Source organism: Salipiger sp. ABF4_146 (assembly GCF_056161345.1).
Window position 1 is genome coordinate 17,894 of sequence record NZ_JBSWYX010000022.1, and the last position, 20,991, is coordinate 38,884.

Sequence of the window (20,991 nt, forward strand, 5' to 3'; positions counted from 1 at the left end):
GTAGCGGGTCAAAGGTCGATTTCCTTGGACGGGAGAAGCGTCTCGTCCACATCAGGAAACTGATCCTCTTCACCGAGCGGGTCTAGTCCGGCCAGTACTTCAAGCAGGTTCTTGCGGCGTACCGGCTCGATGATAAGTCGGTTCCCGTCACGATAGATATTCACCCGATCTCCCGGCAGCTCGAAGTCTGCGGGAATACGTACGGCTTGGCTCTTGTTGTTGCGGAATAGCTTGGCTTCACGAGGCTCTGAATCTGGGTGCGGATGCGGCATGAAAGCCCCTCCAGCTAAAGCTGTATATGCTAGAACATATACATTGTTGTGTAGAGGTTTTCAACCTGCACTCATGCCGCGCCTCCGTTCCTCGATGCGCCGACCAGCCAACCATTAACCCTATATGCCGGACAGCCACAAATCCGCCTTTATGAGACTGTGAGCGCTGTCTCATAGGTCTGTTTGACCTCGATCAATGTCCGCCGGCAGAGGCCCGCCTATCTCCACATCGCGGCGCTGCGGCGCGGCGTGACATGGTCATGTGTCATACTAAAGTAGCGGTACGCAGGTACGGAGGAGGTGCCTGCACAAGGGAGGTGATATGATGACGGTTGGTTTCGATACGGTTCGGTCCTTGCGGAAGTTGCTGCGCCTCAAGCTAGGGGCAACAGACTTGGAACGAGCCTACCTAAATTCCCCTCAAGCGGCGCTGGGCAATCGCTCGCCGCGGGAAATCCTGGAACGCCGGGACTTCTACGAAATCATGCGCCTGAGCGTTATGGTGTCCGCCATAACCCCGCATAGTCAAACCGATACAAGGGCCGCCTGACCCCTATCCACCGAGCATCGCGAGGCCAAGGAGAGGCAGTAAGGCTGCAGCCCAGGCGATCCCATCGAGCCCGGCGAGGCCCCCCTCCTCCTCGGGCTCTTCCTCGTCTGGCTCATCCCCCTGCTCGTCTTCTGGATCTGGGTCGGTCACCGGAAGATCCGGAACCTCCTCGCCATCCTCTGTGCCGTTGTCGATCGAATCCATGGCGGCTTGCATTGGCTCGGTCGGCATGAACTCTGTCACCTTCACCTGCATGATCTCGAAGGGCTTTAGGTCGGCAGATATGAAGCCGTCGCCGAAAACTTCCTCTGGGTCCAGATCGCGCACAATCGGTGCCGAAGAGGGGTCGCCTGGGTTTTCACCGTCGGCAACACCGAGCACCTGAGCTTCCAGCGTTCCGACATCCTGAAAAATGCCCGAGACGTCTATTTCCTGGCGGATGTCGCTCTCACTGTTGGATGCGAAGTAGAAGACAGCTTCGCCGTCACCGTAGAAGCCATGCGCATCCATATCGGGGAACGATGCGTTATCGGCCATCTCGCCATCTCCGCGGAAATCCAGCACGCTCTTTCCAGGCAGGTTTTCAGAGAGCATCGAGTACATAGTGCCCGTAGGTGTCAGACCGTCGTGCTCAAAGCCTTGGCTCATTGTGTTGTCGCTCCACTGAAGGAGTGGCCATACCTGTGCGGAATCCACGCCATGGTCAGCGAACTCCTCCAGGATGTTGAGCAGCTCATGGCCGTTTTTCAGACCATAGTCGTCATCTTCGAAAGCGCCGCTGACACCCGACTGGTTCCATTCGCTGACGTGGATTTCCTTGTCTGCAAAGCGCTCGTCCTGCCCCCAGGTATTGTCGATGGAGTCCAGCATGTAGCTGCGCTGCCACGCCATCTCTTCCCCTTTTGAGTAGACATGGGCGTTGACCGCATCCATGCCATCGATCTCTTCGGGGGTGTCGAAGTGAGACATGATGATCTCGTTGTTGACGTCGGTCCAATTGGGCAGTCGATCGAGGTCCAGATCGTAGCGATCATTCAGAGCATCAAGCGTCTCCTCTGAGGTCATGCCGTCGAAGTCATCGCCCAAGCTGGAATAGTTGAAGTTCGTGCCCATCTGAACGATCACGTCGCTCTCCGCCGCTTGGGGGAAATCGCCCTCGAGCTGGCGGAGCTGGTCATCCACGATCCTAGTCATCTCGCTGGCGACCCTGCCGTACTCATTCGCGGTCATCCGCCCGGAGCCCCAGTACTCGTTGCCGATCTCGAAGCCCGAGATATTCACGTCTCCCCACTTGCCAGAGACAGCATCACTCACGAATTGCCGAAGCCCGTCCTCATCGATGTCCGCATACCTGTCCCCGTTCGCGTCGGTTTCTTGGGTCAGTTGGTCTCGGGTGTTCAGCACGAGCACCGCATTCAGCCCCTCCTCCTCAGCGAAACCCATAAACTCTGAAATTGGAATGAAGTCTCGCCCATCGCCACTATCGCGATCTTCGACCCATGCCCGATCGGGTTCTGCGAAGTCGAAGTAGGTCTCGGTCACCGATCCGCCCGGGTAGCGGAGGGTGTGAACCCCAAGGTCTTCCACGAGCTCATCATAGTTGACCACGTCATCGAGGGTGTCCCGATGCGCGAGGATATTTCCTCCAAAGAGGTTCTCCGAAACCTCATTACCGGAGCCAGCGAGTTCCAAGATGGGCATGTTTTACCTGCGGCCTATTCTTAGAACAGGATGACAGGCCGTGGTTAAACCAGATTTTCTCCCCTAAATAAGAAAAGGCCGCCCGCAGGCGACCTTTCACAAACTCAAATTGATCTCGGTACTTTAGCCGCCGGAGAAGCCGCTGCTGAACGACATGTCTGCGTTGCCGTCGATACCAACCGACGTTTGGGTGATCGCAATAACACTCGGGATCGCAACGAGAAGCGCTCCCACGCCCAAACGCCAGATACCTTCCCCGTACTTCACCTGCTGCCCCTGAGTGTCTGCAGCGGCCTTCAGCTTCAGCCCCCCCATAAACACGAAGAAAACCCCGGTCGCGAAGGCAGCCGCGAGGGCAAACGTGCCAGCACTTTCCGCTTGATCGACACCTCCATCGAAGATCGCGCCGATCGTCCCTTCATCCGATTGAGCACTTGCCTGCCCTGCGTAAAAGGACGCCATCATAGCCGTCATCGCGGTCAGCGGGGCGTTCCGCACTTTCGAAATCATGCTCTTCATACTGTCATCTCCTGTATAAATCCTGGCTTCTCGCCGTCGAGCCATGCCCGGGAGATGCGAATGAGTTCCTTAAATGGATTTAAGAGAACGCGGCCCCTGAGATTTAGTTTGCGAAGCCGTTCGCGAAGCTGATCCCAGTCAAGTCCGAAAGACCGAAGGTGTGCTGAGTGAGAACGATCACGGCGGGGATGGCCGCCATGCCGCAGCCGATCGCGATGCGCCAGACACCCTCGCCGTAACGGACTTGTTGTCCTTGGCTATCCGACGCGGCCTTGAGGCGCGCGAGCCCCATACCAACGAAGAACAGGCCTGCGGCAAACGCTGCGGCCAACGCAAAATCCGCCGCACTGCGCGCTTGTGGCGCCAGCTTGTCGAAGACAGCGCCGATTGTACCGGGTTCTGATTGGGCCAGCGCAGGGCTGGCGGCTGCCTGCAGAAGAGCTGCAATCGCTGCCCACTTCAGGGTCTTCTTCGGGCTCTTCATCGTAGTGACTCCTATTCTTTATTCATCGAGCTACGCACAGGAGATTTTCGGAGACCTCTAAAGGCGGTTTAACATTCCAGGGGCGCCACCATTTCATCCCTCTTAGGAATTCTCTTCTATTGCTTACGGCATTCAAATGTACGGAAGCCACATGTTTGCAAGAACAGCCCCCCTTCTCGCCGTCTTGGCAGCCGCGGCCATGACGACCGCCGCCCCTTCGGTGGCATCACCATCGCCCAAAGCGGCCTACGTATTTGCGGTCAAACAAGCTGTCATGGAAAGGTGCTCTGGCGACGTTGACATCATCTATGGCCTTGTGAACTCGACCACTGAGGAGACCGGCGCCCTCGGCCGCAGAGATGTGCACCGGATCGTTAATGCTTGCTCTCTTCGGCACCGGGTCGCGCGAAGAGCTGGGCTCGCTTTCGTTGCGATGGAGGCCCTTGAATCGGAGGAATGCCTGCAGGATGACTGCCGGGAGGAAGCTTCGGAACCACTGGCCACAGCAACCTACGCACTCAGTGCGACCTACACAGCCGACTACGCGGACCTTCTATACAAGAACCTGAAGGATGCCTGCTCCAAAACCCACGATCTCGATTGTGTGGACGAAGCCATCGCTTTGTCAGCTGAGACCGCCAAGTCCATGCAGTTGTCCTGGCTCGAAGTCGATGCAGAAGGACGCCTAAAAGGCCTCGGAGAGGTCGAAACGGCCCGATATGGCACGATCCCTGAGCTTCCAGAGGACGAAAGCGAGACCGATGTCATCGTTGAGCAAGTCGCGGGCATGGACTCTGAAATCGCGGACATTCTGAAAATTCGAGATATCGCCAAAACACAGTTCGAGGGTGACCTCCCGGCAGGCGACCTCCACGAGCAGACCTCCGACGCTCTCGCCAGCGCCGGCTTTGAGACCAATCAAGACGGGATCAAAATCTCTGAAAACATGAAGCCCATCTCCATCTCAGGCGTGAATGGGCTGCTTCGCATCAGCGTGCCGGCAGACCGGGACGCCTGCGTTGGGCTGCTGAGCGGAGAAGATGCGCTCGGTGCAACTGAAATCGCCGTGGGAAAGAAACTCTGGGTCGAAGGATCTGATCCAGAAGCCGTCTGCCCACATGTCCAGACAAACCTGAGGATCGTTTACCAATGACCGAGACAACATCTTTCGACTTGAGCATTCTCATTCAAGCTCCCTGGATCAGCGGTCGGGAAACAAAGGAAGAGCAAACGAGCGCTTTCTATGAGGTGTTCGACAAAGTCTTTCTCGCCGTTGGCCAGGACGCCTACCTCAAAGTCGGCGCAGATGATCGCTTTCGGGTGTCCCTGACGCTGCCTGCAGTTTCTGAACGCGTTGCGATCCGACACCTGCTGCATGAGCTCTTCCATGTTTTGCCGGCGGCGGTCCTCCTAGAGATCACGTCGGCGCCGGCCACTGAGAGAGATTAGATGCCGACTGTCGAAAGGCGGTAGTTCCAAAGAAAATTGTAAGTTTTGGCCACGCAATGTTGTCACGCCGACAGCACCATGATGAAGAAGAGACGACCTGCGAAAGAGATGTGCCGCGAAATCAATTTTATCTTTGATAAACTATTCAAAAAGAATAAAGGTCCAATGACCAACATGGAGTGAGTACCTAATGTCGACTAACCCCGAAGCCACCGCCCCCGCTACCAGCGCGACCTCGGGCTATTCTGCAGCCAAAATCGTCTACATCCTCTACCTGGTGGGCTTCTTCCTGCCGTTCGTCGCACTCGGCGGGCTGGTCTACGCATACATGTCGAAAGGCGAAGGTGAGGGCAGCGACAGCCACATGTCCTTCGCTATCCAGACCTTCTGGTATGGGCTTCTCTGGCTTCTCGTCAGCGGCGTCCTCTCGCTCGTCCTGATCGGCTGGCTCGTTGGCCTGGCATGGATCGTCTGGACCCTGATGCGCTGCATCGCCGGACTCAAGCTGGCCAGTGACAACAAGCCGATCACTAAGGTGGGCAAGTTCGGCTTCGGCGCAAGCTGATCGTAACCATAATCTGTCCGAAAGAGCCCGGTGCCCAGCGCCGGGCTCTTTTCATTCGCCACAAGATCTTCATCGAATCCCTTTTCCCAGTTACATTGGGCGCATTCCTCTTCGACATTTACGCGAGACGCTCATGACCAAAAGCTTTGCGAAGTGGGCCATTACCGCCCTCCTGTTCCCCGCCGCCCTTTCTTTGCCAGCGCTTGCTCAGCAGCTGGATGTTCCCTTTAACACCTACTGCCCTCCAGACTCTGAAATCGAGTGCTTCGGCCGCGCGGAAGTTATGGGGCTCAATCCAAACGGGGATGGATTTCTCTCCGTCCGCACCGGACCGGGCTCCCAGTACCGAAAGATCGGAGAAGTGCACAACGGCGACATTGTGGGGACCTATGGGAAGCGCGGGGCGTGGCACGCCATAAGCTTCGGGCCCAACAACACTCTTGGATGGGCCCACGGTAACTGGATCGGAAACTTCATCCCCTGATCCTCCCGTTTACCCGCTGGAAGCATCACCGGGCTAGGTTCCCGCCCGAAAGGATGGGACCTATGCCACTGCGACCCGCTATTCGACGGATTCTGATTTCTGGAGCCACAGCAGCGCTTGTGGCGGCATCCGGAAGCGTAGCCCATGCGGCCCCCAAGAGTCTTGCGTGGATCGCCGTGGACGCGAAGTCAGGGCGCATCCTTGCCGAACATGATGCCCGGGCACCGCGGCATCCGGCATCTCTCACCAAGATGATGACCATCTACATGGCCCTTGATGCGATCGAGAAGGGGCGCTGGACCATGGACACGCCGCTGAGGGTTTCGGACAACGCCGCTGCCAAGCCGGCATCCAAGCTCTATGTGAAAGCCGGCTCCAGTATCTCTGTGAGAGATGCTATCCACGCCCTGGCAATCAAGTCGGCAAACGACGTGGCGACCGTGGTCGCCGAGAACTACTCTGGCTCTGAAAGCGCCTTTGCTTCCACCATGACGGAGGCCGCACACCAGCTTGGGATGAGAGACACCACCTTCACCAACGCTTCGGGACTTCACAACGAGCGGCAGATCACGACAGCCTACGACATGTACCGGCTCGGCCTCGCGCTGCAGGATCGTTTCCCTGAGGAGTACAAGATTTTCGGTAAGACTGGGTTCGATTACCACGGTCACTGGATCGGAGGTCATAACCCCTTTCTTGGAAAATGGAGAGGCGTTGACGGCATTAAGACAGGCTACACGCGCGCGTCTGGGTTCAATCTGGTGACTAACCTGGAGAAGTCCGGTCGCCACTTGATCGCAGTGGTCGTTGGCGCCAGCACATCGGGCCAGCGCAACAATAAAATGGCGAGCCTCATGACCCAGACGTTCCCACGAGCCAGTAGCGGCCGCAGGGTTATGGCCGAACTCGATCGGAAGGTCTGGGTGGAACCGGTCCAGGTCTCATGGAGCTCTGATCTCCATCCACAACTGCGCCCGGTCGACCCGCGGGGGGACGACATCAGCCCACCACAGAAGCCCCTTCTCTTCGCTCAACTTCCTGAAAACTTCTACGCCAAGGATTCCGGCGTTTTGCAGCAGATGATTGATGACATCGCCCACCTTCAAGGGAACGACGTCCCTGCGCCGGAAGACATCCCCCGGCGCCCATCAGCCAAGACGTCTCTGGCCAGTGCCGGACGCGACCAAACCCCATCCATGTCGACGAAGGGAAACTCTGAAAATTGGAACCTCTTCTCTACAGGGGTGAACGAGGCCGCCCAGCGCACGTCCAATTTGGCGCTTCATGAAGGACGCAACAGTGTCGAAGACTGCCTGAAGAGGGATGAGTGCTACGTGGCGGGGGCTGAAATAGACGACGCTGGCAACGTGAAGGTCACCAACCCATCGATCTACAGCGCCATGATCACTTCGAGCAGCGGCCGCGAGTAGCCCAAAGGCGCAGTCGAAACCCTTTCTTGCAGGTTCGTTCCCATCTTCATGGGAACGAAAAGAGGTTTCCGGCATGGCTAGACAACTGACACCCGCCACCGCACGACAAATGTTTCTCGACACGCAGTCCGAGCGCCAACGCTTCAATGCCGAGCAAACATCTCGAGGTGCACGACGCCCGGAAGAGCAGGGAAATTTCTTCAAGCTCGAGAAATTCTGGCAGGCGACAACTGATATTCAGGTGTCTGCAGACTTGGCCAAAAAGTATCACTTAGACGGTACGGTTGGTTTCCTAGGGAAATCAGGCAAGACATATCTGGCGCACGCCAATGGCGCATTCGACGAGATCTCGATCCGCACCTCTGGAGAGGTGTCTCTCAAGCGGGATGACTCACATCGCGCAAACCGCCCTGTGGCATCGGAGGTCTCTGACGAGGCATTCTCCGTCGTTCAGGATATGTCCAGCGCCGACGCTCTGCAGAGCATCCGACAACGAAGCGTCGCCGCCGGCTCCCGAGATGTGAACCGCATCGCCGACATGCTCAAAGAAGCCTGCTTCGTTGAAAAGCAGACAACCGGTAGGGAGTGGCGACCTCCTGCGGTGTGGATGACGCTTCAGCACGGAGATGAGAAAGCCTACATCGCGCAGCAGGCCGCAAGCACGCGTCCGTTCATGTTCACCAATAGTCCGGCGCCGGGACTGGGGCGCCGACTGAAAGAAGCGATCGCGAATTTTGCGAAGTCCCCTCTCTTTCAGCAGCTCGTTGGTTCTGTCTCTGTTGCTGCAGTGGCGATCGGGGCACTTGCATCGCTTCCCGGCTCCCTGAACGACTACAACCCATTCGACTCTTCTGCCCCTGCAATGACACGCGTGATGTATGATGACCAAACAGGCCACATCGACATCGCTCAGATCGATGGAAACGAGGTAACCGTTCTGCGCAATCTCAATGGAGACCGAAGCTTCAACGAGATGACCGGCAGCCTCAATGATGAGTTCTTGGCCGGCGTGGCGTCAGATGCCGCGGCATATAGCTCGGAGTTCACCGGCGCCCACGTCGAGCGCGCCATGACCGACACCGAAGAGCTGCGTCATAGCTGGACCCAAGAATTTGGCGAAAACGCAAACGTCATGATGAAGATGTTCCGCAACGACGATGTCCTTACCGTGGAGAGCGACGGCGCCAACATCAAGACATCCTTTTCGCACGCGAATTCCGATCCGGTGCTGACCGGTGAGGCGCCGACGTACCTGACAACCACCTACATCGGCGACTACGGGGCCAACGAAGCCTCGATGGACAGCTTCCTGACCCACGATGAGGCGTCAGACCGTGCTTCGAAGAGGATGGCGGAGCATCCTCTTGTTAAGAGCGTGAATGAAGCCGTCGCTCAATATGAGAATGAAGGGCTCACCGCAGCGCAAGAAGACGCCATCGCATCTGCGCATCCGGGGACTTCCGAAGCATGGAATGGACGCTACGTCCCCCTAGACGGTGACATGGGCGCCGACCAATCCAACAGTGCTCAGCTAGATCCTCCGACAGAGGACAGCCCCCGCGTGCCGAGCGATGTGAGTACGCAGGCCAGAAATCTGGACACCCAAACCTTCTCACCAACGGAAGGCTACGAAGAGATTGCGAAACTTCTTGGACCTGAACTCGAAGCGGAGTTCGGTGTCGAACTGGCGGGCGCACAACAGTTCGCGGCCATGAGCTTTGATGACGAACCGTCTGGCCAAAAGGTCACCCTAGACGCCGAACAGCTGGAGGTCGCGATGGATCACACCAAGCAGGAGGTCAAGATGAAGACCGATCGGGTTGCCATCGATCCGGAAAGCCTCTCGTTTCACCCCGACAATCGAATTGCTATCGAATTCGATGAAAGCATGGTGACCGAAAACAACAGCACTCCGGGCATGTCCAGGTGAGCTAACTTGCGGGGAGCCCACGGGCTCCTCGCAACCTTAGTCTTTGTCGGAAACTGGGAGCGCACCGGATTTTAGCGCAGCCTCTTGAAGACGGTCTTTGATTCCCTTGCCCGCTTTGAAAAATGGGACGCTCTTGGCTTCAACGTCGACCGCCTCGCCGGTACGCGGATTGCGCCCCTGCCGAGGATCCCTATCCTTAACGGAGAATGCACCGAAACCTCGAAGCTCAACCCGACCGCCCCTGGCCATGGCCTCAACGATTTCTGTAAAGATCGTATCCACGACCCTCTCGGCGTCCTTGCGGTAGAGATGCGGGTTCTCTTCGGCGATCGTATCGATGAGTTCTGATCTGATCATCTTGGCCCCAGGCAGATTTAAGGTTGTCAAACAAAATACTACGAGCAGGCAGCCGCTCCAAGTCATTTTCAGAGTCCCGCGGTTTACCGCCGACGATAGGTGCCGCGCCGGTAGCTTTCTCAGGCCGCCACTTCTCCACCGTCAGTGTGATGCGACAAGAAGCTCGCCGGCACCTCCTGCGTCAACCACACACCGTTTTCAGAGCGGTAGAATTCGAAGCCGATGCTGGCCATCATTTCGGCATCGACTTTGACAACAACTGGGGAACCGTGCCGCTGGCCAAACCGCTGAGCACTCGCGATATCGCCGTGCAGCTGAACATGATTGCGTTTACGACGCTCCAGCCCTCTCTTAAACAGTTCACTCAGGCTAGCCGCGTCGGCCCCATACCAAAGCGTTGCCGGAGGTTTGACGGATACGAGCCCGAGATCGACCGGGATCGAATGCCCCTGCGCCGCCCGGATACGGATGCCCTCTCTGGTGAAGCGCCCCTTCTCATCCAGAGATATGATCTCTCCGAGCTCTTTGCGCGTGATCTGAATGCCAGCGCCTCGCATACCGTTGAGCAAATCAGCCTCTGAGACCCATCCACCCTCATCTAACTCGACCTCGATCAGGCTAGGGTCATGTCGAAGGACGCGCGCGATAAATTTGGATTTCTTCGAAAGGTCCGACATGCGCCCCTCCACATCTATTCTTTCTCCGCTACACACCGAACCCACCCCGCAAGTCAACTCTATTCTTATTACTTGCGACCGCCTCAAGCATATGTCATGAATAGACCCAACGAACGGAGGCATGAATGCACCCCAAATCCCCGATCCCCTGCACTTCTCCCGAGGGAGACCTCGTCTGCTACGCACGTGAAGACATCATCAAGATGTGCACCAACTTCGAAGTGACCTCGCTGCTTCAGGCCGCCAAAGAAGGTGAGTATGATGGCCTTCTGCATATGATCGAAGACCAAGGTACGCCAGGCTTTGCGAGATGGGATAACGTGGCGCTCGCCAAACAGTGGGGAGACATCTGGGAAGAATACGAGCGGATGCGCGCAGCTGGCACCCTTGTGTTCGATCACAAAGAACCTGAGGTCGTCCCCGCCGAGTTCCCTGAACACTTCCTGAAAATCAAGGGCCTCGACGACGCCGAGATCGAAATCGAGCGCAATCTACTGATCACGCGGCTGGATATCACCGCAGTGTCAGAAGCTATCGTTTCCTGGGAAGACCACCAGGCTACCGACTTCATCAGCAACACCAAGCTGGAAGGCTGCACGGGCTTCAACCACATGACGGATGCTGAGCTCATCGCCGAATGGAATGACTGCCGTGACTCCTTCTATCGCAAGGCCAAGATTGGACTGCTGAAGGAGACCATCCCGCTCACCGACCCTGAAAAAGACGACATCCCGGTGCCCGGGACGTGGGCGGTCACGCCATGAGCGAGGGCGGCACCCACGGGCACGGCGACGCCGATCCCGATGATCTGTTCGGAGGCATGACGGTAGGCGAGTTTGACATGCTCGCCTCCAAATTCTTCGAACGCTCGCTGAAGATCGGGCTCGAACGCTTGGACGTCTCACCGGAACCCACCGATTACTGTCCGGGCTGCGGAGAGAAGGCGCCCCTGCGTCCAGACCTCTGCACCGATTGCCTGTCCGTGAATACCTGAAGGAGGCCAAGATGCCGCGCAAGAAGCCTAACCCGCGTGCCCGCAAAGAACGCCTGCGCCTCAAGGAGAAGGCTGCCAACAAAGGCAAGCGTTCCCACCAGCAGCGCCCCAGCCCGGACTTCGCTGCCGAACAGTCGACGTCTCCCGGCCTCGCGATGGCGGCACTGGGCGTTACCGCCCTCAGCGCCTTGAGTGGTCGAGAAGGCGAAGGCCGCTGACCCCTACAGGTCGCGCCCAGCGCGCCCTGTTTCCACGGTAACACCACGCCCAGAAAGGATGCCTTAATGGCCTGGAACGAGACTACCACCTTCCGACACGCCGGCTTCCGGGGGATTGCGGCCTTCCGAGTGGCCGGCAATCTCGGCTGCACGCTACTCATCAAACCCTGGTTTCTGATCGTCGCCTCGGCTTCGAGCGATGGGAAGGCGGTTGCGGCATCTATGTGGGGCCTTTTGCCATCGGCTTCGGACCCATCGATCAGAACGAAGAGGCCCCCACGTGAGCTGCGATACCTGCGAGGAAGCCGCCCGCTTGCGAGCTGAAAATGAGAGGCTGCGCACCGCCCTCCATGCAGCAATCGCCAGACCTAAGGGGGTCGTGCCGGCCGAGGCAGAAGACTTCTACGACCCGCGGCATCCTGCCCTCATCCTGAGCGCCCAATACCCGGGGAGAACCAATCCGTGATCACTGATCCCAAGAAGCCTAAATTCGCTGCGTCCATGCTCCGGGCCTTCAAAGAGCTCAAAGCCCTGAGTGGCATTCGCGATGTCTAGGATAAGGTCAGCTTCGACACGCTTATCGGAAGCTTCTCGGTTGAGAAGGATGCCGCTGAGAATTGGAACTGCTCTCTGCTCGCGACATCTGGCGAACGCTTGTCATGGAGTTGCCCGACCAGCAGAGATGCCGACCTGAGTGTTCGCTCTCTCTATCTGTCCATCGTGAAGCAGGAAAGCACTTCCGTGGACTCTGGTATCGTTGAAATTCAGAATCGCGAGGGCACTGACATCCTCGCCTTCAGATATCAGATCGTCCGAATGCTGGCGGTCAACTCGCTCGTGGAACGGATCGCAGCCAGCGAGCTGGCGTGAAGAAGAGCCCGAACTCGTCAAGGGCATGTTGATGTCCAACTCAGAGATTACAGAGCACTGGAAAGCTCACGGGAAAGAGGTCTGGAACAACGCCGACCATAGCGCCTACACCAAGAGCTTCGTCGAGCCCATTGTCCTCACACGCACACCAGCCCCCTCTCCCGCGCCCTGACGCTCTTCAATTCATATTTTCGGTTACATCCACAGAGGCGAGACCTCGCCTATCTTTTTCAAAGAACAGGAATTCAACGATGACTACAGCAGCGAAACTACGGCTTCAGGACAACAAGGCTGAGGGACGCACCGCCGAAGGTGCCCCAAAGAGCCTCGATGTCGATCTGTCTCTAAAAGACGACGCAATCGAAGTGCATACCGACGATGGTCGCTCAGTGTGGGTCGAGCTCCAGAACGGAACGCTGCGTGTTCACGCCTACAACCAATCGAACGATGCGCCGATGAACCTCGAGATCCCGCTTGAGGGCGAGATCCAGATCGACCGGCACGACTACGACATCCACGCCGAGCCGGCCGCAGCGCCCAAGCTGTAAAGCCACGTTGCTTACTGCATATGCGGTGACATCTACTACAAAAATTACCGAATGAAGATGAGGGGATTACGATGACCACAGATAACCAGTTCAAACTTAAGGAACTTTCTGAAGATGCACCCCTTGACGTTTTGAACGTCGAGGCTTCTCAGGAAACTGAAGGCACGCTTTTGCTCCGCATCGGAAGCAGCCGCGCTGTCCGGCTCGAAATGGACCGTGACAATGTCCGCATTCACGCCTTCAACTCAACAAAAGACGCTCCCATGACGCTAGATGTCCCTGTCGATGGGGATATTCGTGTCGATAGAAACGAGTACGACCTTGAGGGCGACATCACCCCGGTATCCCCTTGGGCTATTAGAGTTCCTGAATACCGTCATGGTCAAGAATATGGTGGTCTCATCGATGCGGCCGGAACCCTTTACCAAGGGCCCTACCATGCCGAGAATAAAGGACCGTTTACGCTGTCCGACGAACGGGTTCCTCATTCTAAGGCGATAAATGTCGAGCTTTCCCAAAGCCACGATGACTTGTTGGTCGTTCGGATCGGTGAAAGTCGAATTGTCGCACTCGATCTGGTAGTGAGCCATGTTCGAGTTCAAGCCTTCAACGCGACCAGGGAAGTTCCGTTGATCCTTGAGGTCCCCGCTGAGGGAGGCATTCAAATTGATCGCTTCCTCCACGACATCTACACGCTGGGACCCGTGAGCGAAGACCACAGCCCCACAGAAGATTTTGCCCTCCCGACGCCGTGATCCCGACCCGCGCCCCACAAAACATCAAGCAGGAATAGAATATGGACAAAAACGCGATCGCACGTCGACAGATGCTTCTATGGGGCGCCCAAGAATTCGGGAAAGAAGGTGCGCGCAGCATCTATCTCGGCATGGCGCTGCAGAACCTGGAGGCCCTCCTCTTTGGTGAACATGGCGACGGCAAACGCGCTCGCGCTATGTTCGACGCCTTGGTCGAAGAAGGAGCCTTCATCGAAATTGAAGGTGTTTGGAAGCTCGGCCCCAACTACACCGATCTCCTCGCTTCAGTCCCGCCGGTTCGCCGCACACTCACGCCTGAAGACCTCACTCACTGGGTCGGCGAGTTCTCTTTCCGCAGAGTGCCTCACAGTGAAGATCTTGGAGAGTGCCCGGAGATGGCGACCGCTCTCGGTGAGCTGATGTGCCGCCAAGCCGAGGGGAAGCTTTCCAAGGTTGAAGGCGTCGATCCGGGGCGCATTCGCGCCGTGGAAAGCTGGAACACGTTCGTTGAGACCGGCCTGCTCTCAAGTGAGCTCATCCCGATCGTGAGGGGTGCTGTTGAGGCGGCATCAACGTCCTTCAAGCTCAAAGAACTCTCTGAAGACGAGCTACCTGGCATTACGGCGCATACGAACTTCTGCATCTCGACCGGGCAGATGCCGAGCGACAAACTTCACAAGATCACCACCAGCCATGGCGGATACTGGGACTTCAAAGCCGGCGAGCACCTGGATGCCGACTTCGAGGACTGGAATCTGAAATTCTACACCACCCGGTCAGAGGACAATTTTGAGCGCCGACCGCTGGAACTCCATAAGCGCTTCCCCGAAGTGGTTCACATGGAGATCGAAGCGGGGTCGGCATTCTACCTTCTGTCGGCCTCAGACATGGAGGCCTTCACCGAAGCGCTCCATGCGGCACATGTCAAAGACATGGACCTTCCCGTTAGGTTCAATGCTGACGTGGGCGCTCTCGAGTGGTCGATCCAGACCTATGAGCAGACTGGCGTGATGAGGATTTCGTTTGGGGATTACTTCCCGAAGCCCGTGCGCGAGAAAGCAACCGGCCGCGTCATGCTACTCAACTACGGCGAGGTCGTCAGTGCCGACGAGGCGAGCAAGCTTGAGGCTGAGGGCGACAAAGACCTTTTACGCGGTTACCTATTGCCTGAAGACTCCCGTTTCGAGATTTTGGATGGCTCCGGGCTGGAGCGCCTCACGATCGCCTCTGAAGAACACCTTCTCAATCTCGTCTGTTCGCAGAAGGACGTGAGCCGTGAGGACGCACAGGCGATCTTGAAAGAGGCATCTGAAGGACAATACGCCGACGCCTTCCGCTTCGAGGGTCTTCCCGAGCGCGTCCACCTCTACCTCCCCCACGGCCGCAGCATCGACCAATTCGACGTCGCCTGTGAACGCAGTGGCCTCAAGGCGGACCTCCCCCATTGTGGGCGGTCGCTGATTGTGTCCCCGGAACCGATCTCCTTCAGCGAGGACACCGTCGTTCTGGACGTTGATGTGACCGCGCCCGAACTCGAGGCGTCAGCTGGCCCAGCGCCCTGAATGGGAACGAACCTGAAAAATTCTGAAACCACCCAAGATCCAAAGAAAGGAACCCATGTCCTACGTAGCTAAAGTTACCGTCAAAGACGAAGAGCCCTCCGCCGGCATCCCCTCTGAAGTGGGCGCTGAGCTGCACCTTCTGGACACAGGACTCGAGCTCAAGCTGGATGACGGTCGGCAAGTTCTGCTCGAACTCGCACAAGGCATCTTATACGCGCACATCTCCCATAGCGCTTCCGCCGAATACTTCAGCGTGCACGTCCCGCGAGAAGAAGAAATCAGCATCGACCGGGAGGGCTACGACGCGCACAAGGTCCGGACCGCCGCATGATTTTTCAGAGTCTTCTGAATCCTCTCCGCCGGCATCAGCAAACAGGCATGGTTGGTCAGCACATCCTCGTGCGGCCACCGGACCTGTGCTTCAAGGGCGCCAAAACTGCCCTGCTGGACGCAGTCGCCAGCAAGCATGATGACGATCGCCCCTGGGAGCTCATTGATTTCAGAGGTGATCGCTACCAGGCCTCGGCACTCAACTCTCTCTGCGCTCGCGAGAAACGATCCCAAGGCGATTGCCACAAGCTGGTTCTGATGAGTGCGGACCTCTCTTTGCAGACCTTGTTCGACACCACCCGTGCCGCCCGCAACGGCGTCACCATCGCAATGACTGCCAGGCGCCCAGCGCGATACCGGTTGGCGCAAGGTGTTCAATTCGAAAACGCAACCAAACGGTTCCAATACCGCGCGACACGGTCCTGGTCTGGTGCCTTCCGCCTAGAGAAACGAGATCCCGAGAAAAGCAAGGTTCCGACCCCGGCGGAGCTGCGGGCTCACTATGCCAAGGGAGGCCGCAGCTATGACATCTGATATTCAGATCGGGCAGCCAGAGGTTCAGAAGAGGTCCTATTGCGTCGATATTGACGTCTCCGACATGCGAGCCATCCTGAAGGCCGAGTTCGACTTCCTCCTCGACTATCACGACCACCTCGTTTTCAGACTCCAGGGCGATGGCACTGCCAAAGAGGCTGAGGTCAAACACGTCCACAGTGTCGAGTACGACGGTCACTTCGGCCCAGCGATCTTCTACGCTGTCGATGACGAGGACGACACGCCGGAACTTCACGAGCAGGTCCGCGAAATCATCCGTGATCAGATCGAAAAGGCGCGCGATCTTACTGCCGCGCCGGCTGCCCCCTCACCTTGACCACGAGACGCTCTGGACCTGGACTTGCTCGGTTGGCGCCATAGCATATGATCCTGCTTCATACGAATGCACCGTGAGGTCTCGATGGCACGCAATAAGGTAGATCTAACGCTCGATACTGACGTAGCCGCGGCCGCGCGAGATCTAGGATTGAACATGTCGAGGATATCCGAAGCGGCGATCATCGAAGCTCGAGTTAAACCGAAGATGGCGCGAGGAGAACCGTGAGGCGTTAGAGGCCTACGCCGATGAGGTGGCTCGCGAAGGCCTGCAGCTTGCTCAGTTCAGAACCTTCTAGCGGCTAGAGTCGTCGTAACACGCTTTGCCAGAACTTTTTACGCACCATACCCTTGTATAGGGATCGCTAGATCGGTCTATTGGCACGAGAAATCCCCAGTTAACTGATTGCGACCATCGTGTAGTGATGGTGAAGAAAGACAGAATGGCCCATCCTAAGGCACCAGACGGCAATCTGGTTATCCAAATCGAGAGAATTAGCTCCCTTATAGCTTCCTACGCTTCCCGACCAGGAACGGTGAACGAGTCCAATACGATCAGGGCTTTGGTAACACCCATGATCGAAGCTTTGGGCTGGCCAATACACGACTTGGACGAGGTTCAGAGTGAGTATCGCCACAAGTCCTCAGATAACCCAGTAGACTTCGCTCTACTGATCGATGGGACTCCCAACTTATTCGTCGAAGTGAAGTCACTCGACAAGGATCTCGATGACCGAAAGTGGATCGTTCAAACCCTGAATTATGCAAACGTCTGCAACGTTGAGTGGGCGGCACTCACCAACGGTCGCGAGTGGAGGGTGTACAATGTTCACCACAAGGCCGAGGCTGAAGAAAAGCTCTTCTTCACAGTGGACATAACAGGCAACGCGATTGCGGCGGCACGACGGATGTCCATGCTCGGTCGGGATCGCATGTCCCCAACTCGAGCCCTAGACCAGCTCTGGCGCGAGACATCGATTGACCACGAAATGCGGCGCATCATCGACGAGCTGCCCGAGAACCGCAGTGCGGTCCGGGCAATGGCAAAGGCATCCGGTGGAAACCTATCAGAAGGCGAGGTCAAGTCAGCACTGAGACGATTGAGACTTCGAGCTGACTGGCGGAGTGATAGCGACCTCTTCCCAGCGATAGGCCTAGCTCAAGAAGTACAGAGAGATGGGTGCTCCAGCCTCGAAGCCAATCTGGCCGACGAAGCGCAATCCCATTCCAAATCTGCCCCGAAACCTTCTCGGCGTCGAGGCAAAACCGAACGTTCCGATATACGTGTACCGGACATGATTAAGTTAGGGCTTCTATCAGAAGGACAAACGCTTCGCATCAGGAACCATCCTAATAGCGAGGCTATGATTGTTGAAGACGCCAAAGTCGAGTACCTAGGAAGCAAAGTTAGCCTTCAAAGGTGGGGTTGCCTGGTAACCGGCTGGAAGGCGATACAAATCTATCGGCACGCGGAAACTGAAGATGGGGACCTGCTCCAAGAAGTGCGTGAACGGGCTCCGAAGGTGAAACCATGAAGTACTTCGCTCTCCCCCTCATGCTCGCGCTGGGCGCCTGTGCCTCTACGCAAGAGGTCTGCATCGATCGCGCAGGAGAGCGCCTGAACGCCATCCAGGAGCGCATTGAGACCGCTGAGGGTAACATCTCCCGCGGATATGCGATCCACGTCTCAGAGGAGCCCAGAGCCTCCGTGGGCTTCTGTACCGGGAACGGATACGGCCGCGGTTACCACGGTAACATCGGCATCTCGACGTGCATCGGCACTGACAACGGACCACGCGAGCAGGCCGTGGCGATCAACGTCAACGAAGAGCGCGCCAAGCTAGAGCAACTCCGAGAGGCCTTTGCCCAAGAGCAGGTGACCTATCAGGCGCAGGTCGCTCAATGCCGCTCAGCGTTCCCCGAGTGATGCCTGCTCATCTGCGGTGCTCTCGAACTTCGCGCTGGTGCTGACCAAGGAGGGAGACCATCCGGCGCCCGGTGATCACCTTACCTCGCTTCAAGGTGACGAGGACCTCTTCTGTCTCGTCCAGTTCGACATCGTCCCCCGACAGCTCGGATACTTTCTTCGCGAAGACATGTCCGTAGGTGGCCTCAGAGACGAAGCTCTTTTGGCGGCAGAACCGGGCAATGACAGCGGCTACCGTGCGGCTTCTGACAGAATTTTCGATGTGGGCGTTTGCGTCCGGCATTGGTGAGCTCCTATTCTCTACATAGGCTGCTGGCCCTTACCGTGCTAGGCTCTTGCAGCCGCCCATCATGGCGAGCGATGCATTGACGTAGAGGAGTGGGTGTCCATCTGAAGATCTAGGAGAGAATGCGGTAGGAGGAGAAAGCAGAGATGGCCGAGATTTTCAGAGTCGTGGCGTTCTTGTCGATGGCCGTGACGACCCTCTCAGGTGCGACCTGCACCCCGGGGACTGACGAGCTCTCGCTCTCCAGGACAACCTGGATCGCCACAAAGGTGGAAGGAAACGAGCTGAAGGTTGGGCAGCCTCCGACCGTCCAATTCCAAGACGACGGCAGCTTCTCGATGTTCGCCGGCTGCAATACCCATCACGGCAAAGCCGTGATCGGAGAGACAACGTTCATGCTAGATGGCCCCATGGCGAGCACTCGAAAACTCTGCTTCGAAGATTGGCGCACCCAACTGGAACAAGACATGGTCGACGTGATGGGCGAGGCGGAAGGCTACCAGCTGTCGGGCACCGAACTCGAGCTGACGAATGCAAGTGGCGTGCCCCTGGCATCCTTCACGGCTTCTGAGGAATGAACCGCCTGCGGGAAGCTACGAACCTCTCTGATTATCAGGATTTCCCCTGATCTCTTTCCGCCCGATTTTGTTTGATCATCTCTTCGCTCTGCGGCCTACCCTCGTCACTCTCGATGAACTCTCCGGCACGGCGCTCCTCGAGGAGCTGACTGAGGGTGTCTGCAATCTCGTTCTGCTGTCGCATCAGTTCGACCGCTTCCTGCATCACTGAGTTCAAGCTGGGGAAGTGCCCCGCCTCTACGAGCCAGTTCACGTATGCCGCCTGCTCATCCGTAAGAGAAATCGACAGCTTGGCACTCATCTCGCGGTCCTTTCCGAAATCGATCTCTGACACTGTACCTCGGGAACACCACTGTCAAAGTGAGGCTTGAACCGGAACCTTGAGGGTCGAATCCAAAAGGGCACGCCCAGCGCGGACGTGCCCCCAGTAAAACTGCTCTGAAACAGCCTTATGCGGCCGTAGCAGACGTCTTCCGTGTCGACGATGTCCCGGTAGTCTTCTTGGCTGTCGTCGTCGCCTTATCTACTGCGTTGCTCCCAACAGATCCCATCTGTTCGCCGGCACCCTGCGCGACCTCAAAGAGAGCGGCGGCCGTGCTTTGTGCAAGCTGCATCTGGGCCTGCATGAAGCCAGTGAAGGCCTCGCCATATGCTGCCGGTTCACGCACCTCTGCCAGCTCACGCATGTTGCCCAGCGCTTCCTTCGTCGAGGACGTCATCACATCGGTCGATTTCTCCGCTGCGTCGAATGCGACGGTGCCAACCTTTGCGTTGAGTTCGGCAACCGAGGCCATACCGCCCTTGGCAGCATCCGGGTTGCAAACATTGGGGATCGCGCTGAAGAACTTGGTGAAATCGGGTTGTGCAGTCATTGGTTACCTCCTCGTGGTTTGCTCAAGTCACGCCAAAACCTGGATGCTGCAGCGCAGCATTTCAACCACCTGAGGGCAACTTCCTGAATTCGTTTTGAGCGCCGCGGAGCTATGGAGCCCTCGCGGCGACCTCTTAGACCGGCGTCGACTTCACGGTATGGTCACCCTCAGGCTCAGGCTTTTCGACTACGTCGTGCGCTTTCGCCGTCGCCTCAACCGACCCCTCGAGAGCTTCGGTCAAAACCTCAGACGTTTCCTCAACAGCTTCAGTAGAGAGTTCACCGATCTCCGTGCCGCTTCCTTTCATTATCTCGGAAAGGGACGCCGCAGTGTCCTGCGCGACTTTTGCCTGGGCCTGCATAAAATCTGAAAAAGCTTGGGCGTAGTCGGATCGATCACGCGCCTTGGTGAGCGTCCTGACATTTTCCAAGGCATCTTTCGTTCCCTTCAGAAGTACATCCGTGGACTTCGACGCCGAAGCGATAGCTATCTCCGAGAACTTCCCCTGAAAGTCTGAAAACGAAGCGAATGCGCCCTTGAAGGCATCACTATCGTAGACGTTGGGAAGGCTGGAAAAGGCTTTGGTGAAATCAGTAGCAGTACCCATGACGAGCTCCTCAATCTGGATGGGTAGTCTCGAATGAGTGTGCTCACTGCGCTGCAGTGCAGCAAGAGACATTTGAGGTCACTCTTTTACGCAGGCAGAACTCCGCCATGCCTCCGGCGACACACATCACTAGCACCATCAGCACCGCTGGCCATA

The 20,991-nt window shown here is 57.2% G+C and carries 30 protein-coding genes and 1 pseudogene; 21 read left to right on the plus strand and 10 right to left on the minus strand.

The genetic code is table 11. The annotated features are described in order from the left end of the window. Positions 1-8 precede the first annotated feature (8 nt). The 4 genes from ACXAJT_RS22550 to ACXAJT_RS22565 form a co-directional block, all read right to left on the minus strand. On the minus strand, positions 9-272 hold the full coding sequence (locus ACXAJT_RS22550; protein ID WP_475239399.1) for an antitoxin: 264 nt from the start codon (positions 270-272) through the stop codon (positions 9-11). Between the two features lie 553 nt (positions 273-825). After that, entirely contained in the window at positions 826-2,523 is a 1,698-nt protein-coding gene (locus ACXAJT_RS22555; RefSeq protein WP_475239401.1) for a hypothetical protein, read from the minus strand. A gap of 123 nt (positions 2,524-2,646) precedes the next feature. Continuing rightward, positions 2,647-3,042 carry a DUF6750 family protein gene (locus tag ACXAJT_RS22560; RefSeq protein ID WP_475239404.1) on the minus strand — a complete coding sequence of 132 codons (396 nt, stop codon included), beginning with the start codon at positions 3,040-3,042 and terminating at the stop codon, positions 2,647-2,649. A 103-nt stretch (positions 3,043-3,145) separates the two neighbouring features. Beyond that, positions 3,146-3,526: a DUF6750 family protein gene (locus ACXAJT_RS22565; RefSeq protein ID WP_475239406.1), complete on the minus strand. Its 381-nt coding sequence runs from the start codon at positions 3,524-3,526 to the stop codon at positions 3,146-3,148. 151 nt (positions 3,527-3,677) lie between these two features. Here ACXAJT_RS22565 and ACXAJT_RS22570 point away from each other — a divergent pair, with 151 nt between their 5' ends. The 6 genes from ACXAJT_RS22570 (at position 3,678) to ACXAJT_RS22595 (ending at position 9,384) form a co-directional block, all read left to right on the plus strand. After that, positions 3,678-4,679 carry a hypothetical protein gene (locus tag ACXAJT_RS22570; RefSeq protein ID WP_475239409.1) on the plus strand — a complete coding sequence of 334 codons (1,002 nt, stop codon included), beginning with the start codon at positions 3,678-3,680 and terminating at the stop codon, positions 4,677-4,679. Beyond that, the gene (locus ACXAJT_RS22575; protein WP_475239412.1) at positions 4,676-4,975 is read left to right on the plus strand and encodes a hypothetical protein; all 300 of its coding nucleotides are present in this window, start codon (positions 4,676-4,678) and stop codon (positions 4,973-4,975) included. The genes ACXAJT_RS22570 and ACXAJT_RS22575 overlap by 4 nt, the downstream gene beginning before the upstream one ends. Positions 4,976-5,165: 190 nt before the next feature. After that, complete coding sequence (locus tag ACXAJT_RS22580; protein ID WP_475239415.1) at positions 5,166-5,540, plus strand: DUF4870 family protein; 375 nt, start codon at positions 5,166-5,168, stop codon at positions 5,538-5,540. A gap of 133 nt (positions 5,541-5,673) precedes the next feature. Next, positions 5,674-6,024 (plus strand): SH3 domain-containing protein, encoded by a 351-nt coding sequence (locus ACXAJT_RS22585; protein ID WP_475239418.1) that lies wholly within the window; start codon positions 5,674-5,676, stop codon positions 6,022-6,024. 62 nt (positions 6,025-6,086) lie between these two features. Beyond that, the gene (locus tag ACXAJT_RS22590) at positions 6,087-7,454 is read left to right on the plus strand and encodes a D-alanyl-D-alanine carboxypeptidase family protein (protein WP_475239421.1); all 1,368 of its coding nucleotides are present in this window, start codon (positions 6,087-6,089) and stop codon (positions 7,452-7,454) included. Between the two features lie 73 nt (positions 7,455-7,527). Beyond that, entirely contained in the window at positions 7,528-9,384 is a 1,857-nt protein-coding gene (locus tag ACXAJT_RS22595; RefSeq protein ID WP_475239423.1) for a hypothetical protein, read from the plus strand. A 36-nt stretch (positions 9,385-9,420) separates the two neighbouring features. Here the strand turns inward: ACXAJT_RS22595 and ihfB are convergent, their stop codons facing one another. Beyond that, entirely contained in the window at positions 9,421-9,741 is a 321-nt protein-coding gene (gene ihfB / locus ACXAJT_RS22600; RefSeq protein ID WP_475239426.1) for an integration host factor subunit beta, read from the minus strand. 119 nt (positions 9,742-9,860) lie between these two features. Next, positions 9,861-10,418 (minus strand): RNA 2'-phosphotransferase, encoded by a 558-nt coding sequence (locus ACXAJT_RS22605; RefSeq protein ID WP_475239428.1) that lies wholly within the window; start codon positions 10,416-10,418, stop codon positions 9,861-9,863. A 125-nt stretch (positions 10,419-10,543) separates the two neighbouring features. Here ACXAJT_RS22605 and ACXAJT_RS22610 point away from each other — a divergent pair, with 125 nt between their 5' ends. The 14 genes and pseudogenes from ACXAJT_RS22610 to ACXAJT_RS22675 all read left to right on the plus strand — a co-directional run bounded on the left by ACXAJT_RS22610 (position 10,544) and on the right by ACXAJT_RS22675 (position 18,492). After that, positions 10,544-11,182, plus strand: a complete 639-nt coding sequence (locus ACXAJT_RS22610; RefSeq protein WP_475239431.1) for a hypothetical protein — start codon at positions 10,544-10,546, stop codon at positions 11,180-11,182. After that, positions 11,179-11,412, plus strand: a complete 234-nt coding sequence (locus ACXAJT_RS22615) for a hypothetical protein (RefSeq protein WP_475239434.1) — start codon at positions 11,179-11,181, stop codon at positions 11,410-11,412. The genes ACXAJT_RS22610 and ACXAJT_RS22615 overlap by 4 nt, the downstream gene beginning before the upstream one ends. Before the next feature lie 11 nt (positions 11,413-11,423). Further along, positions 11,424-11,630 (plus strand): hypothetical protein, encoded by a 207-nt coding sequence (locus tag ACXAJT_RS22620; protein ID WP_475239436.1) that lies wholly within the window; start codon positions 11,424-11,426, stop codon positions 11,628-11,630. 741 nt (positions 11,631-12,371) lie between these two features. After that, a complete protein-coding gene (locus ACXAJT_RS22625) occupies positions 12,372-12,500 on the plus strand; it encodes a hypothetical protein (protein WP_475239438.1) in 129 nt (42 codons plus the stop codon). Positions 12,501-12,751: 251 nt separating this feature from the next. Then, positions 12,752-13,048 carry a hypothetical protein gene (locus ACXAJT_RS22630; RefSeq protein WP_475239441.1) on the plus strand — a complete coding sequence of 99 codons (297 nt, stop codon included), beginning with the start codon at positions 12,752-12,754 and terminating at the stop codon, positions 13,046-13,048. A gap of 71 nt (positions 13,049-13,119) precedes the next feature. Next, on the plus strand, positions 13,120-13,803 hold the full coding sequence (locus tag ACXAJT_RS22635) for a hypothetical protein (RefSeq protein WP_475239444.1): 684 nt from the start codon (positions 13,120-13,122) through the stop codon (positions 13,801-13,803). A 41-nt stretch (positions 13,804-13,844) separates the two neighbouring features. After that, the gene (locus tag ACXAJT_RS22640) at positions 13,845-15,365 is read left to right on the plus strand and encodes a hypothetical protein (RefSeq protein WP_475239447.1); all 1,521 of its coding nucleotides are present in this window, start codon (positions 13,845-13,847) and stop codon (positions 15,363-15,365) included. A 55-nt stretch (positions 15,366-15,420) separates the two neighbouring features. Next, positions 15,421-15,696, plus strand: coding sequence for a hypothetical protein (locus tag ACXAJT_RS22645; protein WP_475239450.1), 276 nt, complete (start codon positions 15,421-15,423; stop codon positions 15,694-15,696). Next, entirely contained in the window at positions 15,693-16,229 is a 537-nt protein-coding gene (locus ACXAJT_RS22650) for a hypothetical protein (protein ID WP_475239453.1), read from the plus strand. The genes ACXAJT_RS22645 and ACXAJT_RS22650 overlap by 4 nt, the downstream gene beginning before the upstream one ends. Then, positions 16,219-16,566 (plus strand): hypothetical protein, encoded by a 348-nt coding sequence (locus ACXAJT_RS22655; protein WP_475239455.1) that lies wholly within the window; start codon positions 16,219-16,221, stop codon positions 16,564-16,566. Before ACXAJT_RS22650 ends, ACXAJT_RS22655 begins: the two co-directional genes overlap by 11 nt. An 84-nt stretch (positions 16,567-16,650) precedes the next feature. Further along, positions 16,651-16,794: a type II toxin-antitoxin system CcdA family antitoxin gene (locus ACXAJT_RS22660; protein ID WP_475239457.1), complete on the plus strand. Its 144-nt coding sequence runs from the start codon at positions 16,651-16,653 to the stop codon at positions 16,792-16,794. A gap of 13 nt (positions 16,795-16,807) precedes the next feature. Continuing rightward, positions 16,808-16,864, plus strand: a pseudogene (locus tag ACXAJT_RS22665) (hypothetical protein); the annotation flags it as partial. Positions 16,865-17,008: 144 nt separating this feature from the next. After that, complete coding sequence (locus ACXAJT_RS22670) at positions 17,009-18,100, plus strand: type I restriction endonuclease (protein WP_475239460.1); 1,092 nt, start codon at positions 17,009-17,011, stop codon at positions 18,098-18,100. Continuing rightward, positions 18,097-18,492: a hypothetical protein gene (locus ACXAJT_RS22675; protein ID WP_475239463.1), complete on the plus strand. Its 396-nt coding sequence runs from the start codon at positions 18,097-18,099 to the stop codon at positions 18,490-18,492. The genes ACXAJT_RS22670 and ACXAJT_RS22675 overlap by 4 nt, the downstream gene beginning before the upstream one ends. Before the next feature lie 7 nt (positions 18,493-18,499). Here the strand turns inward: ACXAJT_RS22675 and ACXAJT_RS22680 are convergent, their stop codons facing one another. Continuing rightward, complete coding sequence (locus ACXAJT_RS22680) at positions 18,500-18,775, minus strand: hypothetical protein (protein WP_475239466.1); 276 nt, start codon at positions 18,773-18,775, stop codon at positions 18,500-18,502. Positions 18,776-18,924: 149 nt separating this feature from the next. Here ACXAJT_RS22680 and ACXAJT_RS22685 point away from each other — a divergent pair, with 149 nt between their 5' ends. Next, positions 18,925-19,356, plus strand: coding sequence for an META domain-containing protein (locus ACXAJT_RS22685; RefSeq protein WP_475239469.1), 432 nt, complete (start codon positions 18,925-18,927; stop codon positions 19,354-19,356). A 34-nt stretch (positions 19,357-19,390) separates the two neighbouring features. Here the strand turns inward: ACXAJT_RS22685 and ACXAJT_RS22690 are convergent, their stop codons facing one another. From ACXAJT_RS22690 to ACXAJT_RS22700, 3 genes are all read right to left on the minus strand, one after another. Next, complete coding sequence (locus ACXAJT_RS22690) at positions 19,391-19,657, minus strand: ribbon-helix-helix domain-containing protein (RefSeq protein ID WP_475239472.1); 267 nt, start codon at positions 19,655-19,657, stop codon at positions 19,391-19,393. 148 nt (positions 19,658-19,805) lie between these two features. Continuing rightward, positions 19,806-20,228: a phasin family protein gene (locus tag ACXAJT_RS22695; RefSeq protein ID WP_475239474.1), complete on the minus strand. Its 423-nt coding sequence runs from the start codon at positions 20,226-20,228 to the stop codon at positions 19,806-19,808. A 133-nt stretch (positions 20,229-20,361) separates the two neighbouring features. Next, positions 20,362-20,835 (minus strand): phasin family protein, encoded by a 474-nt coding sequence (locus tag ACXAJT_RS22700; RefSeq protein ID WP_475239477.1) that lies wholly within the window; start codon positions 20,833-20,835, stop codon positions 20,362-20,364. Between the last annotated feature and the right edge of the window lie 156 nt (positions 20,836-20,991).